The 15,763-nt window shown below is 71.6% G+C and carries 14 protein-coding genes; 11 read left to right on the forward strand and 3 right to left on the reverse strand.

From position 1 onward, the window contains the following. The first annotated feature begins 192 nt into the window (after positions 1 to 192). The 6 genes from ftsZ to IF89_RS0130065 all read left to right on the forward strand — a co-directional run bounded on the left by ftsZ (position 193) and on the right by IF89_RS0130065 (position 5,286). A complete protein-coding gene (ftsZ, locus tag IF89_RS0130040; protein WP_030774788.1) occupies positions 193 to 1,398 on the forward strand; it encodes a cell division protein FtsZ in 1,206 nt (401 codons plus the stop codon). Continuing rightward, positions 1,395 to 2,183, forward strand: coding sequence for a peptidoglycan editing factor PgeF (pgeF, locus tag IF89_RS0130045; RefSeq protein ID WP_234327917.1), 789 nt, complete (start codon positions 1,395 to 1,397; stop codon positions 2,181 to 2,183). Before ftsZ ends, pgeF begins: the two co-directional genes overlap by 4 nt. Continuing rightward, positions 2,170 to 2,889: a YggS family pyridoxal phosphate-dependent enzyme gene (locus tag IF89_RS0130050; protein WP_030774791.1), complete on the forward strand. Its 720-nt coding sequence runs from the start codon at positions 2,170 to 2,172 to the stop codon at positions 2,887 to 2,889. The genes pgeF and IF89_RS0130050 overlap by 14 nt, the downstream gene beginning before the upstream one ends. A gap of 149 nt (positions 2,890 to 3,038) precedes the next feature. Beyond that, positions 3,039 to 3,656 (forward strand): cell division protein SepF, encoded by a 618-nt coding sequence (locus tag IF89_RS0130055; RefSeq protein WP_030774792.1) that lies wholly within the window; start codon positions 3,039 to 3,041, stop codon positions 3,654 to 3,656. A gap of 60 nt (positions 3,657 to 3,716) precedes the next feature. Next, positions 3,717 to 4,013, forward strand: a complete 297-nt coding sequence (locus IF89_RS0130060) for a YggT family protein (RefSeq protein ID WP_030664053.1) — start codon at positions 3,717 to 3,719, stop codon at positions 4,011 to 4,013. A gap of 82 nt (positions 4,014 to 4,095) precedes the next feature. After that, positions 4,096 to 5,286, forward strand: coding sequence for a DivIVA domain-containing protein (locus tag IF89_RS0130065; protein ID WP_030774794.1), 1,191 nt, complete (start codon positions 4,096 to 4,098; stop codon positions 5,284 to 5,286). Positions 5,287 to 5,508: 222 nt separating this feature from the next. On the opposite strand, the gene ileS is transcribed toward IF89_RS0130065, so the two are convergent. After that, positions 5,509 to 8,655 (reverse strand): isoleucine--tRNA ligase, encoded by a 3,147-nt coding sequence (gene ileS / locus IF89_RS0130070; protein WP_030774796.1) that lies wholly within the window; start codon positions 8,653 to 8,655, stop codon positions 5,509 to 5,511. Between the two features lie 587 nt (positions 8,656 to 9,242). On the opposite strand from ileS, the gene IF89_RS41065 reads away from it, so the two are divergent. From IF89_RS41065 to IF89_RS0130090, 4 genes are all read left to right on the forward strand, one after another. Further along, positions 9,243 to 10,103 (forward strand): TraR/DksA family transcriptional regulator, encoded by an 861-nt coding sequence (locus IF89_RS41065; RefSeq protein WP_030774798.1) that lies wholly within the window; start codon positions 9,243 to 9,245, stop codon positions 10,101 to 10,103. 87 nt (positions 10,104 to 10,190) lie between these two features. Continuing rightward, the gene (gene lspA / locus IF89_RS0130080) at positions 10,191 to 10,751 is read left to right on the forward strand and encodes a signal peptidase II (protein WP_030774799.1); all 561 of its coding nucleotides are present in this window, start codon (positions 10,191 to 10,193) and stop codon (positions 10,749 to 10,751) included. Positions 10,752 to 10,804: 53 nt separating this feature from the next. After that, positions 10,805 to 11,746: an RluA family pseudouridine synthase gene (locus IF89_RS0130085; RefSeq protein ID WP_030774800.1), complete on the forward strand. Its 942-nt coding sequence runs from the start codon at positions 10,805 to 10,807 to the stop codon at positions 11,744 to 11,746. 96 nt (positions 11,747 to 11,842) lie between these two features. Next, positions 11,843 to 13,435, forward strand: coding sequence for a Na+/H+ antiporter (locus IF89_RS0130090; RefSeq protein ID WP_030774801.1), 1,593 nt, complete (start codon positions 11,843 to 11,845; stop codon positions 13,433 to 13,435). Positions 13,436 to 13,460: 25 nt separating this feature from the next. Here IF89_RS0130090 and IF89_RS0130095 read toward each other — a convergent pair whose 3' ends face one another. After that, positions 13,461 to 13,967: a hypothetical protein gene (locus IF89_RS0130095; protein ID WP_030774803.1), complete on the reverse strand. Its 507-nt coding sequence runs from the start codon at positions 13,965 to 13,967 to the stop codon at positions 13,461 to 13,463. Between the two features lie 63 nt (positions 13,968 to 14,030). Here IF89_RS0130095 and IF89_RS0130100 point away from each other — a divergent pair, with 63 nt between their 5' ends. After that, on the forward strand, positions 14,031 to 14,618 hold the full coding sequence (locus IF89_RS0130100) for a TetR/AcrR family transcriptional regulator (RefSeq protein WP_030774805.1): 588 nt from the start codon (positions 14,031 to 14,033) through the stop codon (positions 14,616 to 14,618). A 13-nt stretch (positions 14,619 to 14,631) separates the two neighbouring features. On the opposite strand, the gene IF89_RS0130105 is transcribed toward IF89_RS0130100, so the two are convergent. Then, a complete protein-coding gene (locus IF89_RS0130105) occupies positions 14,632 to 15,702 on the reverse strand; it encodes a mechanosensitive ion channel family protein (RefSeq protein ID WP_030774807.1) in 1,071 nt (356 codons plus the stop codon). Positions 15,703 to 15,763: the final 61 nt, after the last annotated feature.

The following is a 15,763-nucleotide window of genomic DNA, read 5'->3' on the forward strand; positions in this document are numbered from 1 at the left end:
TCGTTGAACACGCGCTACTTGTCGACTTAGTGTCCTGTTCGGAAGAGTCCAAGGAACAGACACACCCCTAACCCTAAACTTCAGGGTGAGGGTTCGGGTCGGCGCGTTCGGACCGTCCCTATTTCGGCATCAGTCGTCGCAACGCAGGCCCGCGAGGCGGCGACACGTAACTCGAGGCGAGAGGCCTTCGACGTGGCAGCACCGCAGAACTACCTCGCAGTCATCAAGGTCATCGGTGTCGGCGGCGGTGGTGTCAATGCCATCAACCGAATGATCGAGGTCGGTCTCAAGGGCGTCGAGTTCATCGCCATCAACACCGACGCCCAGGCGCTGTTGATGAGCGACGCCGACGTCAAGCTCGACGTCGGCCGTGAACTCACCCGGGGCCTCGGCGCCGGAGCCAACCCGGCCGTCGGTCGCAAGGCGGCAGAGGACCACCGCGAGGAGATCGAGGAGGTCCTCAAGGGGGCCGACATGGTCTTCGTCACCGCCGGTGAAGGCGGCGGCACCGGCACCGGCGGCGCACCCGTCGTGGCCAACATCGCGCGCTCGCTGGGCGCCCTGACGATCGGTGTGGTCACCCGGCCCTTCACCTTCGAGGGCCGGCGCCGCGCGAACCAGGCGGAGGACGGCATCGCCGAGCTCCGCGAAGAGGTCGACACCCTCATCGTCATCCCCAACGACCGCCTGCTGTCCATCTCGGACCGCCAGGTCAGCGTCCTGGACGCCTTCAAGTCGGCGGACCAGGTCCTGCTCTCGGGCGTCCAGGGCATCACCGACCTCATCACCACCCCGGGCCTGATCAACCTCGACTTCGCCGACGTCAAGTCCGTGATGTCCGAGGCCGGCTCGGCCCTGATGGGCATCGGCTCCGCCCGCGGCGACGACCGCGCGGTGGCCGCCGCCGAGATGGCCATCTCCTCGCCGCTGCTGGAGGCGTCCATCGACGGCGCACGCGGCGTGCTGCTCTCCATCTCCGGCGGCTCGGATCTCGGTCTCTTCGAGATCAACGAGGCCGCGCAGCTGGTCAGTGAGGCCGCGCACCCCGAGGCGAACATCATCTTCGGCGCCGTCATCGACGACGCGCTCGGCGACGAGGTGCGGGTCACCGTCATCGCCGCCGGCTTCGACGGCGGACAGCCCCCGGCCCGCCGGGACAACGTCATCGGCGCGGCGTCCACCAAGCGCGAGGAGCCCGCACCGGCTCCGGTCCGCGCCGCCGAGCCGGCCCGCCCGGCCTTCGGCGGACTCGGCACGGTTCCGCCGCGCGAGGAGCCTCCGGCCCCCGCCGAGCCGGCCCCGGTCGAGGTCCAGGCCCCCGCGCCGCAGGTCCCCACGGCTCGGCCGTACCAGGACAGCCCGGCCGAGGAACTGGACGTACCGGACTTCTTGAAGTGACACCGGAGCAGCACCACGTGGGCGGCGCCCACTTCGCCTTCACCGACCGGTGGGGCGGAGTGAGCGCCGTTCCGTACGAAGAGCTCAACCTCGGCGGCGCGGTCGGAGACGACCCGGCCGCCGTTCTCGCGAACCGGGCCCTGGCGGCGCGCTCCCTGGGGCTCGACCCGGACCGGGTGGTCTGGATGAACCAGGTGCACGGCCGGGACGTCGCGGTCGTCGACGGACCCTGGGGCGCGGACACCGCGATCCCCGCCGTGGACGCGGTGGTGACCGCCCGTCGGGGGCTCGCCCTCGCCGTGCTCACCGCCGACTGCACGCCCGTCCTGCTGGCCGACCCCGTCGCCGGCGTCGCCGCGGCCGCCCACGCCGGACGGCCCGGACTGGTCGCCGGGGTGGTGCCCGCCGCCGTGCAGGCGATGGTCTCCCTCGGCGCCGAGCCCGGGCGGATCGTGGCCCGGACCGGACCCGCGGTCTGCGGGCACTGCTACGAGGTGCCGGCCGAGATGCGCGAGTCGGTGGCGGCGGCGGTGCCCGCCGCCCGGGCCGAGACCAGCTGGGGAACGCCGGCGGTCGACGTGGCCGAGGGGGTCCGTGCGCAGCTCGCGGAGGCGGGGGTGGTGAACTGGTCGCGCTCACCGGTCTGCACACTGGAGTCGCGGGACCACTTCTCGTACCGCCGCGACCGGGTCACCGGGCGGCTCGCGGGATATGTGTGGTTGACGGAGCATTCCCGGGGGGAGGACCCCCGGGCGCCGGGGGAAGGGAAGAATGACGGATCGTAAGTCGGAACTCGCCGGGAACCTGGCGCGGGTGGAGGAGCGCATCTCGTCCGCCTGCGCGGCGGCGGGCCGTGAGCGGGAGGAGGTGACCCTCGTCGTGGTCACCAAGACCTACCCCGCGAGCGACGTACGACTGCTGGCGGAGCTGGGCGTCCGCCATGTTGCGGAGAACCGCGACCAGGATGCCGCCCCCAAGGCCGCGGCCTGCGCGGATCTGCCGCTCACCTGGCACTTCGTCGGCCAGTTGCAGACCAACAAAGTCCGTTCCGTGGCGGGATACGCGCACGTGGTGCAGTCGGTCGACCGGCCCCGGCTCGTCACCGCCCTCTCGGCGGCCGCGACGGGCGCCGGCCGGGAACTCGGCTGCCTCGTCCAGATCGCCCTCGACGCCGAGTCGGGCGAGCGGGGGACCCGGGGAGGTGCCGCACCGCAGCAGCTCCCCGAGTTGGCGGACCTCGTCGCGCAGGCCCCCGGACTGCGGATCGACGGACTGATGACCGTCGCACCCCTGTCCGGCCCCTACGCGGGACGCGAACAGGCCGCCTTCGAGCGGTTGATGGAATTGTCATCCCGCCTGCGCGCGGACCATCCGACTGCCACGATGGTGTCGGCCGGGATGAGCGCAGACCTGGAACAGGCCGTTGCGGCCGGTGCGACACATGTACGCGTCGGCACTGCGGTACTCGGCGCGAGACCCCGGCTCGGGTAACGTCGCGAAGAAAGTCGGACCACAGCAGAAAATATGGTCATTCCCGTCGATGAGCGGGCAGACCACGTGGATCGCGGGCAGTTGGTGACATTCGTGACACGGCGGCACCTGCGACAGGGCGATCCACCACAGAGCGGAGGACTCGGAGAATGGCCGGCGCGATGCGCAAGATGGCGGTCTACCTCGGCCTCGTGGAGGACGACCGGTACGACAACCCGGGGTACGACCCCGACGACGAGTTCGAGCCCGAGCCGGAGATGGAGCGGGCTCGGGAGCGGGATCGCCGACAGCAGCCCGTGCACCAGTCGCCCGTATCGGACGAACCGGTACGAGTCGTACAGCCTCCGGCGCAGAGGGAACCTATCCCAATTCCGGTGGAAAACGGACGTCCTGCGCGAATCGCCCCCGTGGCATCCATCACACCTGATCGCACGAACCTGGAGAAGAACGCCCCCGTGATCATGCCCAAGGTCGTCTCCGAGCGGGAGCCGTACCGCATCACGACACTGCACCCCCGGACCTACAACGAGGCCCGTACCATCGGGGAACACTTCCGTGAGGGCACTCCGGTGATCATGAATCTCACGGAGATGGACGACACGGACGCGAAGCGTCTCGTGGACTTCGCCGCCGGACTCGTGTTCGGTCTGCACGGCAGCATTGAACGCGTGACACAGAAGGTGTTCCTGCTGTCGCCTGCTAACGTCGATGTCACGGCGGAGGACAAGGCCCGCATCGCGGAGGGCGGGTTCTTCAACCAAAGCTAGACCGAACCGTCAGACACGGGCCCGGGAACAGATCGGAAAACGGGGAGAGGGAAGCACGGGATGGGCATCGCACTGCAGGTGGTCTACGTCGTGCTGATGTGCTTCCTGATCGTGCTGATCTTCCGACTGGTCATGGACTATGTGTTCCAGTTCGCACGTTCATGGACACCCGGCAAGGCGATGGTGGTCGTTCTGGAGGCCACCTACACTGTCACCGATCCACCGCTCAAGCTCCTTCGGCGGTTCATCCCGCCGTTGCGTCTCGGCGGCGTGGCACTCGACCTGTCCTTCTTCGTTCTGATGATCATCGTTTACATCCTCATCAGCTTCGTGAGCACCGCTGCGAGAAGCGTGTGAACGATGAGCTTCCCCGCACGCGCGGGGACGGTCCCGATACGGTCTTGCCGACTGCCGACGACTACGTAGAGGTGAAGAAGACATGCCGCTGACTCCCGAGGACGTGCGGAACAAGCAGTTCACGACCGTCCGCCTCCGAGAAGGCTATGACGAGGACGAGGTCGATGCCTTCCTCGACGAGGTCGAGTCCGAACTGACGCGCCTGCTGCGCGAGAACGAGGACCTGCGCGCCAAGCTGGCTGCCGCCACGCGTGCCGCCGCGCAGAACCAGCAGCAGCAGAACATGCGCAAGCCCGAGCCCCAGGACCAGCGCGGCCCCGGCGCCCCCGTGCCCGCGGCCATATCCGGCCCGCCGCAGCAGCAGAACCCGCAGATGGGCCCGCCCCAGCTGCCGGGCGGCGCGCCGCAGCTCCCGCCGGGCCCCGGCGGCCAGGGCCAGCAGGGCCCCGGTCCGATGGGTGGCCCCATGGGCGGACCCATGCAGCAGCACCCCATGGGCGGACCGCAGGGCATGGGCCAGCAGCCCATGGGCCAGCAGCAGTCGATGGGCGGCCAGAACCCGCTCGGCCAGCAGATGCAGCCCATGGGCCAGCAGATGCAGCCGATGGGCCAGCAGATGCAGATGGGTCAGCCCATGCAGCAGATGCAGCAGCCGCAGCTCCCGCAGCAGGGCCCCGGTGGCGACAGCGCAGCCCGCGTCCTGTCGCTGGCGCAGCAGACCGCCGACCAGGCGATCGCGGAGGCCCGCTCCGAGGCCAACAAGATCGTTGGCGAGGCCCGGTCGCGCGCCGAGGGCCTGGAGCGGGACGCCCGCGCCAAGGCCGACGCGCTGGAGCGGGACGCGCAGGAGAAGCACCGCGTCGCGATGGGCTCGCTGGAGTCCGCCCGCGCCACGCTGGAGCGCAAGGTCGAGGACCTGCGGGGCTTCGAGCGCGAGTACCGTACGCGTCTGAAGTCCTACCTGGAGTCGCAGCTGCGCCAGCTGGAGACCCAGGCCGACGACTCCCTGGCCCCGCCGCGCAACCCGGCCGGTCCCGCGCTGCCCCCGTCGCCGTCGCCCTCGATGGCTCCGGCCGGTGCGATGGGCCACTCCATGGGCGGTCCGTCCATGGGCGGTCCCTCCCCGATGGGTGCCGGTCCGTCCTACGGCGGCCAGCAGCAGATGTCCCCGGCGATGACCCAGCCGATGGCTCCGGTCCGGCCGGCTGCGCCGCAGCCGATGCAGGCGCCGTCGCCGATGCGGGGCTTCCTGATCGACGAGGACGACAACTAGGCGCCGCCGCGCAGTCGGCAGTCACGGGCCGGGCCCGGTTCCCCCACGGGGGCACCGGGCCCGGCCCGTTTCCGTTGCCGGCACCGACCGTCGCCGCCTCGCCGCCTCGCCGCCCGCCGGCCGGGCGTCGGCCGTTCCCGTTCCCGGGAGGACCGCCGGCTCGTGGCCGGGGACATGGGAACGGCCCGCCCCCGGGAGGGGACGGGCCGATTCCGGTGGGTGTTACGCCTTGCGGAGGCGGAACGTCAGGGACAGGGGCTCGTCCGTGAACGGGTCGCCGTAGGACGCGTCGGCGTCGCCAGAGGCGAAGTCCGTGGCGAGGACCTCGTCCGCGATAAGGCCCGCGTGGTCCGTCAGGGCCGTCACGACCTCCGGGTCCGCGGAGGACCACCGCAGGGCGATCCGGTCCGCCACGTCCAGGCCGGAGTTCTTCCGGGCCTCCTGGATCAGGCGGATCGCGTCACGGGCCAGGCCCGCCAGCCGCAGCTCCGGGGTGATCTCCAGGTCCAGGGCCACCGTCGCGCCCGAGTCGGACGCCACCGACCAGCCCTCGCGCGGGGTCTCGGTGATGATGACCTCCTCCGGGCTGAGGGCCACGGTCTCGCCGTTCACCTCGACCTCGGCGGAGCCGGACCGCAGCGCCAGCGACAGCGCCGCCGCGTCGGCCGCGGCCACCGCCTTCGCCACGTCCTGGACGCCCTTGCCGAAGCGCTTGCCCAGCGCGCGGAAGTTCGCCTTCGCCGTGGTGTCCACCAGGGAACCGCCGACCTCCGAGAGGGAGGCCAGGGAGGAGACGTTCAGCTCCTCCGTGATCTGGGCCTGGAGCTCCGGCGAGAGCCCGTCGAAGCCCACCGCGCCGACCAGCGCGCGCGAGAGCGGCTGGCGGGTCTTCACACCGGACTCGGCGCGCGTGGCGCGGCCCAGCTCCACCAGGCGGCGCACCAGCTGCATCTGCTGCGACAGCGCCGGGTCGATCGCCGCCGTGTCCGCGACCGGCCACGTCGACAGGTGCACCGACTCGGGGGCGTCCGGGGTGACCGGCACCACCATGTCCTGCCAGACCCGCTCCGTGATGAAGGGGGTCAGCGGGGCCATCAGCCGGGTGACCGTCTCGACCACGTCGTGCAGGGTGCGCAGCGCGGCCGCGTCGCCCTGCCAGAAGCGGCGGCGCGAGCGGCGCACGTACCAGTTGGACAGGTCGTCCACGAAGGCGGACAGGAGCTTGCCCGCCCGCTGGGTGTCGTAGGACTCCATCGCCTCCGTGACCTCGGAGACGAGCGCGTGCAGCTCGGAGAGGAGCCAGCGGTCGAGGACCGTGCGGTCCGCCGGGGCCGGGTCGGCCGCCGAAGGCGCCCAGTTCGACGTACGGGCGTAGAGGGCCTGGAAGGCGACCGTGTTCCAGTACGTGAGGAGGGTCTTGCGGACGACCTCCTGGATCGTGCCGTGGCCCACGCGGCGCGCCGCCCACGGGGAGCCGCCGGCGGCCATGAACCAGCGGACCGCGTCCGCGCCGTGCTGGTCCATGAGCGGGATCGGCTGGAGGATGTTGCCCAGGTGCTTGGACATCTTGCGGCCGTCCTCGGCGAGGATGTGGCCGAGGCAGACCACGTTCTCGTAGGACGACTTGTCGAAGACGAGGGTGCCGACCGCCATCAGCGTGTAGAACCAGCCCCGCGTCTGGTCGATGGCCTCCGAGATGAACTGCGCCGGGTAGCGCTTCTCGAAGATCTCCTTGTTCTTGTACGGGTAGCCCCACTGCGCGAAGGGCATCGAGCCCGAGTCGTACCAGGCGTCGATGACCTCCGGCACGCGGACCGCTTCGAGGGCGCAGCCCTCGTGCGTGCAGGGGAAGGTGACGTCGTCGATGTACGGGCGGTGCGGGTCCAGGTCCGAGTGGTCCCGGCCGGACAGCTCGCCCAGCTCGGCGCGCGAGCCGACGCAGGTGAGGTGGTTCTCCTCACAGCGCCAGATCGGCAGCGGGGTGCCCCAGTAGCGGTTGCGCGAGAGCGCCCAGTCGATGTTGTTGTTCAGCCAGTCGCCGAAGCGGCCCTGCTTGACGGAGTCCGGGAACCAGTTGGTCTTCTCGTTCTCCCGCAGCATCGCGTCCTTGACGGCGGTGGTGCGGATGTACCAGGACGGCTGCGCGTAGTAGAGCAGGGCCGTGTGGCAGCGCCAGCAGTGCGGGTAGCTGTGCTCGTAGGCGATGTGCTTGAAGAGCCGGCCGCGCGCGTCCAGGTCGGCGGTCAGCTTCTCGTCGGCCTTCTTGAAGAAGACGCCGCCCACCAGCGGGACGTCCTCCTCGAAGGTGCCGTCGGGGCGGACCGGGTTCACGACCGGCAGACCGTACGAGCGGCAGACCGCGAGGTCGTCGGCGCCGAAGGCGGGGGACTGGTGCACCAGACCGGTGCCGTCCTCGGTCGTGACGTACTCGGCGTTCACGACGTAGTGGGCGGGCTCGGGGAACTCGACGAGGTCGAAGGGGCGCTCGTAGGTCCAGCGCTCCATCTCCTTGCCGGTGAAGGACTCGCCTGTGGTCTCCCAGCCCTCGCCGAGCGCCTTCTCCAGCAGCGGCTGGGCGACGACCAGCTTCTCGGTGCCGTTCGTGGCGACGACGTAGGTGACCTCGGGGTGGGTGGCGACCGCCGTGTTGGACACCAGGGTCCAGGGGGTGGTCGTCCAGACCAGCAGGGCCGCCTCGCCGGCGAGCGGGCCGGAGGTCAGCGGGAAGCGGACGAAGACGGAGGGGTCGACGACCGTCTCGTAGCCCTGCGCCAGCTCGTGGTCGGACAGGCCGGTGCCGCAGCGGGGGCACCAGGGGGCGACGCGGTGGTCCTGGGTGAGCAGGCCCTTGTTGAAGATCTCCTTCAGCGACCACCACACGGACTCGACGTACTCGGGGTCCATGGTCCGGTAGGCGTCGTCCAGGTCGACCCAGTAGCCCATGCGGGTCGTGAGCTCGGCGAACGCGTCGGTGTGGCGGGTCACGGACTCGCGGCACTTGGCGTTGAACTCGGCGATGCCGTACGCCTCGATGTCCTGCTTGCCGTTGAAGCCGAGCTCCTTCTCGACGGCGAGCTCGACGGGCAGGCCGTGGCAGTCCCAACCGGCCTTGCGGGCCACGTGGTAGCCGCGCATCGTGCGGAAGCGGGGGAAGACGTCCTTGAAGACGCGGGCCTCGATGTGGTGCGCGCCGGGCATGCCGTTCGCGGTGGGCGGGCCCTCGTAGAAGACCCACTCGGGGCGGCCCTCGGACTGCTCCAGGGTCTTGGCGAAGGTCTTGCTCTCGCGCCAGAAGTCGAGGACCGCGTGCTCTAGGGCAGGCAGGTCGACCTGGGCGGGTACCGGGCGGTACTGCGGCGGTGTGGTCATGAGGCTGAACTCTTCCTCCGGCGGGGTGTCGCTTCCGTCCGGAGGGACGAGAGCCGACTGCTGCTCCCGCGGTACCACCCTCCTTGGCCGCCGGACGGATCCGGTGGCCCCCTCATTGGGGTGCGAAGCCGGTTCTACTCGCCCTGCGGGGGACCCGCGGCTTTCTTCCGGCGGCTCAGGGGTGATCCTTCACGTCGCGCTCGCCCCCGGGCTCTCACCGTCCCCGGGTCGCTCCTGGCTGCGTCCGACGCTACTCGTCCCCGTCCATGCCTTTCGCTGGGCCCAGTGTACGGGTGCGGGGGGTGCTCGGCAGACCGGTTTGCCGGGGCCCCGCGGCGGCTGCGGCCCCGACACGGCGGGGCCCGGGCGCGGGGGAGTCGGCGGGGCCGACGGTGACCCGAACGGGCCAGCGGCGCAGGTGCGGGACCGGGTGGGGCGGGAGGGGCGGATTACCGGGGCTCCGGCTGGGCACAACGGATGCAGGTTGACCTCGACGGATGCGTGCCCCGTTGCCGCGGGGGCGGAGCCGATTTATCGTTCCGGCACGATTCGCGAGCAATATCACGGTATGCGAAGGGGCCGCGGCCATGGTGGCGAAGAAGACAGCGGTCTCCGGCGAGCCGCCTCCCGCCGAGAAGGCGGTGGCGGCCACCAGGGCGACCGCCGACAAGGCTCCGGCGAAGAAGGCATCGGCGAAGAAGGCGGCCGCCGGGAAGACGGCCGCCAAGACCACGAAGACCACGAAAACCCTGAAGACCACGAAGACCGCGAAGACCGCGAAGAAGACGGCCGCGGCCGCCGAGGCTCCGGCCGGGAAGGCGACCGCGGACGGCACGAGGAAGACGACCGCAGTCAGGAAGACGACCGCCGTCGAGAAGCGGACAGCCACGGCCGGCCCGGCCGGGGCCCAGGGGGCGGCGCACGCCGCGAAGAAGACGGGAGTCCGGAACGTGGTTGCCAAGAAGAGCACCGCAGCGACGCGGAAGGCGGCCGCGGCCGCCACGAGCGGCCTGCCCAAGGCCGGGGCCACGGTGGTGGCGGCCGCCGCCCCCGGGGAGCTCGCCGTACGGCCCGGAGAGGACCCCTGGACGCCCGGGGAGGTGGAGGAGGCCCGAACGGAGCTGGCGTCGGAGGTGCTGCGGCTGCGCGCCGAACTCGACGCCTCCGAGGTGGCCATCTCCGGTCTCATGCGGGACTCCGGCGACGGCGCCGGCGACGACCAGGCCGACACGGGTACCAAGAACATCACCAGGGAGTCGGAGCTGGCGCTCGCGGCGAACGCCAGCTCGATGCTGGAGCAGACCGAGCGGGCCCTGGAGCGCCTGGAGGCGGGCACGTACGGACTCTGCGAGAACTGCGGGCAGCCCATCGGGAAGGCCAGGATGCAGGCCTTCCCCCGGGCCACCCTCTGCGTGGACTGCAAGCAGAAGCAGGAGCGCAGGCACTAGGGCGAGGGCGCTCTGCGGGGGCCCTGACGTACCCTCGTCTGGTCAGGGTCCAGGAGAAGCCTGGGTCGGCTAGTTCGAGGGACTCACGTGGCAGAGGCGGAGCGCATCATCGGTACGCCGGAGGTCGGGGACGACGCCCAGCCGGATCCGGCCGCGCCCAAGGGGCATCGGCGGATCGCGGCACTGATCGTCGTGGCGGTGCTCGCCTACCTGCTGGACCTCGGCACCAAGATGCTGGTCGTGGCGAAGCTGGAGCACCAGCGGCCGATCGAGATCATCGGTGACCTGCTCAAGTTCGAGGCGGTCCGCAACCCGGGCGCGGCCTTCGGCTTCGGCGAGGCGTTCACCGTCATCTTCACGGCCATCGCCGCGGCGGTGATCGTGGTGATCGTGAGGCTGGCCCGCAAGCTCTACAGCCTGCCGTGGGCCATCGCCCTGGGCCTGCTGCTGGGCGGTGCGCTGGGCAACCTGACCGACCGGATCTTCCGCTCGCCGGGCGTGTTCCGCGGGGCGGTCGTCGACTTCATCGCCCCGGCCCACTTCGCCGTCTTCAACATCGCCGACTCGGCGATCGTGTGCGGCGGCATCCTCATCGTGCTGCTGTCCTTCAAGGGCCTGGACCCGGACGGCACCGTCCACAAGGACTGATCGACGGGCCGATCGGGGACGGGCCGGTCCGTCGAGTCCGGCATACTCGACGGGTGAGTACGATTCCCGAGATCCGCACCCTGCCCGTTCCCGATGGCCTCGAAGGCGAGCGCGTCGACGCCGCCATCGCCCGCATGTTCGGTTTCTCCCGGACCAAGGCGGCCGAGCTCGCGGCCGAGGGGAAGGTGTCGGTCGACGGCAGCGTCGTCGGGAAGTCCGAGCGCGTGCACGGGGGCGCCTGGCTGGAGGTCGAGATGCCCGCGCCGCCGCGTCCGGTCGAGGTCGTGGCCGAGCCGGTGCCGGGCATGGAGATCGTCCACGACGACGACGACATCGTCGTGATCATGAAGCCGGTGGGTGTCGCCGCGCACCCGAGCCCCGGCTGGAGCGGCACCACCGTCATCGGCGGCCTCGCCGCCGCGGGCTACCGCATCTCCACCTCCGGCGCGTCCGAGCGCCAGGGCATCGTGCACCGCCTCGACGTCGGCACCTCCGGCCTGATGGCCGTCGCCAAGTCGGAGCGCGCCTACACCTCGCTGAAGAACCAGTTCCGTGAGCGCGTCGTCGACAAGCGCTACCACGCGCTGGTCCAGGGGCACCCGGACCCGATGAGCGGCACGATCGACGCGCCGATCGGCCGCCACCCGAGCGCCGACTACAAGTGGGCGGTGACCCAGGACGGCAAGCCGTCCGTCACCCACTACGACCTGATCGAGGCCTTCCGCGCCGCCTCGCTGCTGGACATCAAGCTGGAGACGGGGCGCACCCACCAGATCCGCGTGCACATGTCCGCGCACCGCCACCCCTGCGTCGGTGACCTCACCTACGGCGCCGACCCGACCGTCGCGAAGCGGCTCGGGCTGACCCGCCAGTGGCTGCACGCGGTCCGGCTGGGCTTCGAGCACCCCTCGGACGGGCAGTGGGTGGAGTTCGAGAGCACCTACCCGGCCGACCTCCAGCACGCCCTCGACGTGATCCGGGCCGAGAGCGAGTAACGGCTCCCGGCCCGCCGCAGGGGGCCGGCGGCCCCCGACACGCGCGCCCGGCCCGGTGCGCCGCGACCGGGCGCGGCGGACTGGCAGGGTGGGGGAGTGGATCAGCTTGCTCTGCTGTTCGTCCTCCTCCTCGGGGCCGTGGTCATGGTGCCGCTCGGGGACCGGTTGGGGCTGCCCGCGCCGGTCCTGATGACCCTGGGCGGGATGGTCCTCGCCCTGGTGCCGGCCGTGCCGGACGTCGACGTCCCACCCGAGTACATCCTGGCGCTGGTGCTGCCGCCGCTGCTGTACGCCTCCGTGCAGCGGACCTCGTGGCGGCAGTTCGCCGCCAACGTGCGGCCCATCCTGCTGCTGGCCGTGGCCCTGGTGTTCGTCACGACCGCGGCGGTGGCCGCCGTCGCGTACTCCGTGGTGCCCGCGCTGCCGATCGCCGCCGCCGTCGCGCTCGGCGCGCTCGTGGCTCCGCCCGACCCGGTCGCCGCCACCGCCGTCGCGGGGTCGCTCGGGCTGCCCCGCCGCATGGTGTCGATCCTGGAGGGCGAGGGGCTCTTCAACGACGTGACGGCCATCGTGCTCTACCACGTGGCGATCGCCGCGGCCGTCAGCGGCAGCTTCTCCTGGCCCGACGCGCTCGGCGAGTTCGTGCTGTCTGCCGTCGTCGCCGTGGTCGTCGGCCTCGCCCTCGGTTGGACGGCGAACCGGCTGATGGGCGGTCTCGGCGATGCCACCCTCCAGATCGGGCTGACGCTGCTGGTGCCGTTCGTGTCGTACGTGGTCGCCGAGGAACTGCACGGGTCCGGGGTGCTGGCCGTGCTGACGACGGCGCTGTTCCTCGCCGAGTACGCCTCCGACGCCGACGACGTACTGGGCCGCCTGGCCGGGCACACCTTCTGGGAGGTCGTGGACACGCTGGTCACCGGTGTGGCGTTCGGGCTGATCGGGCTGGAGCTGCACAACGTCCTCGGGACGGCGCAGGACCGCGCGTGGCAGATGGCCGGCTGGGCGGCCGTCGTCGTCGCGGTGGTGGTCGGCGTGCGGCTGCTGTGGCTGCTGCCCGCCGCATGGCTCGCGAAGAAGCTGCACCAGCGCCGCGACTACGACGAGGAGATCCCGCTCAGCTGGCGGGAGAGCGTCGTGATGTGGTGGGCGGGGATGCGCGGGGTGGCCTCGGTGGCCCTGGCCCTCGCCATCCCCCTGAAGACGGACTCCGGCGAGCCCTTTCCGGCGCGGGACGAGATCGTCTTCATCGCCTTCGCGGTGATCATGGTGACCCTGGTGTGCCAGGGGCTGACGCTGCCGTGGCTGGTGCGGCGCCTCGGGGTGGAGGAGGACACCGACGCGCGGCGGGACGCGGAGCGGCAGCTGGCGATCCGCGCAGCCCGGGCGGCGAAGCGGCGGCTGAAGGAGATCGAGGCCGTCGAGGACCTCCCCGAGGACCTGATCGAGCAGCTGAGCCGGCGCGCATACGACGTCGGGGCCAGGATCAGCCCGGACATGGTCGACGAGGAACGGCGCGAGGCCTACGCGCAGCGGGTGCAGAGGCTCCACGACATCCAGCGCATCCAGCGGGAGATGATGTCCGCCGCCCGCCACGAGGTGCTGGCCGCCCGCAGCGAACCCGGCTCCGACCCGGAGGTCGTCGACCGGGTGCTGCGGCACCTGGACGTACGCAGCCTGCGCGCCCCTTAGGGAGTGTCCTCCGGATCAGGCCGTCTCAGGTCGCAGGCCGCGTGACCAGGCGTTCCAGGCCGCGGAGGAAGCGGACGTACGGGGACCAGCGGGCCGGGCGGGCGACGGTGCCCGTGCAGGCCAGTTCGGCGCGGTCCAGGCTGTCCTCCAGCACGGCGTCGTGTGCCGGACGGTAGGCGAGCGGCCAGGTCAGGCGGCTGACGCCGCTCAGGGTCATCGCGAGCGTGTGCCGCAGCACGGTCCGCTCCGCGTCGACGGGCTGCACGGTGAACTCGTGGAAACCGTGGAACCCGCGGGGCCCGGTGAAGGTGAAGCGCACCCAGGTCCCCGGCACGTACGCGGTGACCGTGTAGCGCACCGGGCCGTGTCCGCCCACCGCCCCCACGGCCAGCGGGCGGTCGAACTCCATCTCCTCCCACTGGCGGCCCGGCCACAGCCGGTCGTCCTCCCCGCCGGCCAGCGTGTCGATGAGTGCGCCGACCCGGTCCGGTCCGGCCGCCAGCAGGCGTTCGTGCACGTTGAATACGCCCATCGGTCCTCCCCTCCAGATTATTAGAGATGGGTCTCTAATAATCTGGAGGGTACTCTCTGATTCATGGCCAGACCACCCCGCTTCGACAGCGACCAGATCCTCGACGCCGCGGTGCGGCTGGCCGCCTCGGCCGGACCGGCCGGCGTCACCATGTCCGCCGTCGCCCAGGCGATCGGCGCGCCCAGCGGTTCCATGTACCACCGCTTCGCCGGACGCACCGCCCTGCTCGCCGAGGTGTGGCTGCGGACCGTCGAGCGGTTCCAGGAGGGCTACCTCGCCGGCCTCCAGGGCGAGCCCGACCCGCCCAAGGCCGCCCGTACGGCCGCCCGCCACGTCGTCGCATGGAGCCGCGCCCAGCCGGAGGAGGCCGCCCTCCTCCTCCACGGCGCCGCGGAGTTCGGCCGTGCCGACTGGTCCGAGGAGCACATCAGGCGTGCCGACGCCGGAAACGAGCGCGTGTACGCGGCCGTCGGCGGCCTCGCCGCGGCTCTGGGGGCCGCCGACGCCCAGGGCCGGGACCGGATCGCCCTGGCCCTGATCGACCTGCCGCTGTCGGTCGTCCGCCGCTACCTGCGCGCCGGCGAGCCGCTGCCCCCTCATGCCGAGGACCTGGCCGAGGAATGCGCGGCAGCGCTGCTCGCCGGCCGGTAGGGCCGCACACCCCCTAGGCCCCGGGCACCTCCCTCCGCGCGTCCGGGGCGGGCACCGCGGGGGCCGTGGCGATGCGGGGGAGGGCGTAGGGGTGGTGGGCGGCCAGCCAGGTGATCATCTGCTCGCGGACCGTGCAGCGCAGCGTCCAGAGGTCGTCGGCGTCCTTGGCGGTGACCACGGCGCGGATCTGGACCGTGTGCGGTGTGGTGTCCGTCACGGCCAGGCCGCCGCCGCGGCCGTCCCATTCGGGAAGTTCCGCCAGGACCTGCCGGAACCGCTCGCGCATCAGGTCCACGGGAGCGCTGTGGTCCAGGTGCCAGAAGACCGTGCCGGTCATCTGCGCGCCGCCGCGCGACCAGTTCTCGTACGGCTTGCTCGTGAAGTACGACACAGGCATCGTGATGCGGCGCTCGTCCCAGGTGCGGACGGTCAGGAAGGTCAGGGTGATCTCCTCGACCCGGCCCCACTCCTTGTCGACGACCACGGTGTCGCCGATGCGGACGGTGTCGCCGAAGGCGATCTGGAGGCCGGCGAAGAGGTTGCTCAGCGAGGACTGGGCGGCGATGCCGGCGACGATGCCGAGGACGCCGGCGGAGGCCAGCAGCGAGGCGCCGACCGTGCGCATGGGCGGGAAGGTCAGCAGCATCGCGGCCGCCGCCACCACGACCACCACCGCCGCGACCACGCGTTGGATCAGCGTGACCTGGGTGCGCACCCTGCGTACCCGGGCCTCGTCCGCCGCCACGGCGGCGTAGCGCGCGTACGCGGAGTCCACCGCGGCCGTCGCGATGCGCACCGCCAGCCACGCCGCCGAGGCGATCAGCACCAGGGTGAGGAGGCGGCCGACGCCGAGCGGATGGTCGGGCAGGATGCCCGCCCGGCGGTAGGAGCCCCGGAGCAGGGAGGTGCACAGCACCACCTGGAAGGGGACCCGGCAGCGGCGCAGCAGTCCCCACAGGGGGGTCTCGGGATGCCGGGCGTCGGCCCGGCGCAGCAGCAGGTCGAGCACCCAGCCCGCGGTCAGGGTGGCGACCAGGACGGCGCCGACGACCGACAGCGGGCGCAGGAAGTTCTCCGTCTCCATGGGGACGAACGTAGCGGGAAGCCGCAGGGCCGTGGAGCCCGCGTCGGCTGGCACGATGGAG

Source organism: Streptomyces sp. NRRL F-2664 (assembly GCF_000719345.1).
Taxonomy (GTDB): domain Bacteria; phylum Actinomycetota; class Actinomycetes; order Streptomycetales; family Streptomycetaceae; genus Streptomyces.

Bases quoted from the DNA above. Each gene is read 5' to 3' on its own strand.
- IF89_RS0130100 (WP_030774805.1), top strand. From the start codon at position 14,031: ATGGCCAGACCACCCCGCTTCGACAGCGACCAGATCCTCGACGCCGCG.
- IF89_RS0130050 (WP_030774791.1), top strand. From the start codon at position 2,170: ATGACGGATCGTAAGTCGGAACTCGCCGGGAACCTGGCGCGGGTGGAG.
- IF89_RS0130095 (WP_030774803.1), bottom strand. From the start codon at position 13,967: ATGGGCGTATTCAACGTGCACGAACGCCTGCTGGCGGCCGGACCGGAC.
- ileS (WP_030774796.1), bottom strand. From the start codon at position 8,655: ATGACCACACCGCCGCAGTACCGCCCGGTACCCGCCCAGGTCGACCTG.
- IF89_RS0130055 (WP_030774792.1), top strand. From the start codon at position 3,039: ATGGCCGGCGCGATGCGCAAGATGGCGGTCTACCTCGGCCTCGTGGAG.
- IF89_RS0130105 (WP_030774807.1), bottom strand. From the start codon at position 15,702: ATGGAGACGGAGAACTTCCTGCGCCCGCTGTCGGTCGTCGGCGCCGTC.
- IF89_RS0130065 (WP_030774794.1), top strand. From the start codon at position 4,096: ATGCCGCTGACTCCCGAGGACGTGCGGAACAAGCAGTTCACGACCGTC.
- IF89_RS0130060 (WP_030664053.1), top strand. From the start codon at position 3,717: ATGGGCATCGCACTGCAGGTGGTCTACGTCGTGCTGATGTGCTTCCTG.
- IF89_RS41065 (WP_030774798.1), top strand. From the start codon at position 9,243: ATGGTGGCGAAGAAGACAGCGGTCTCCGGCGAGCCGCCTCCCGCCGAG.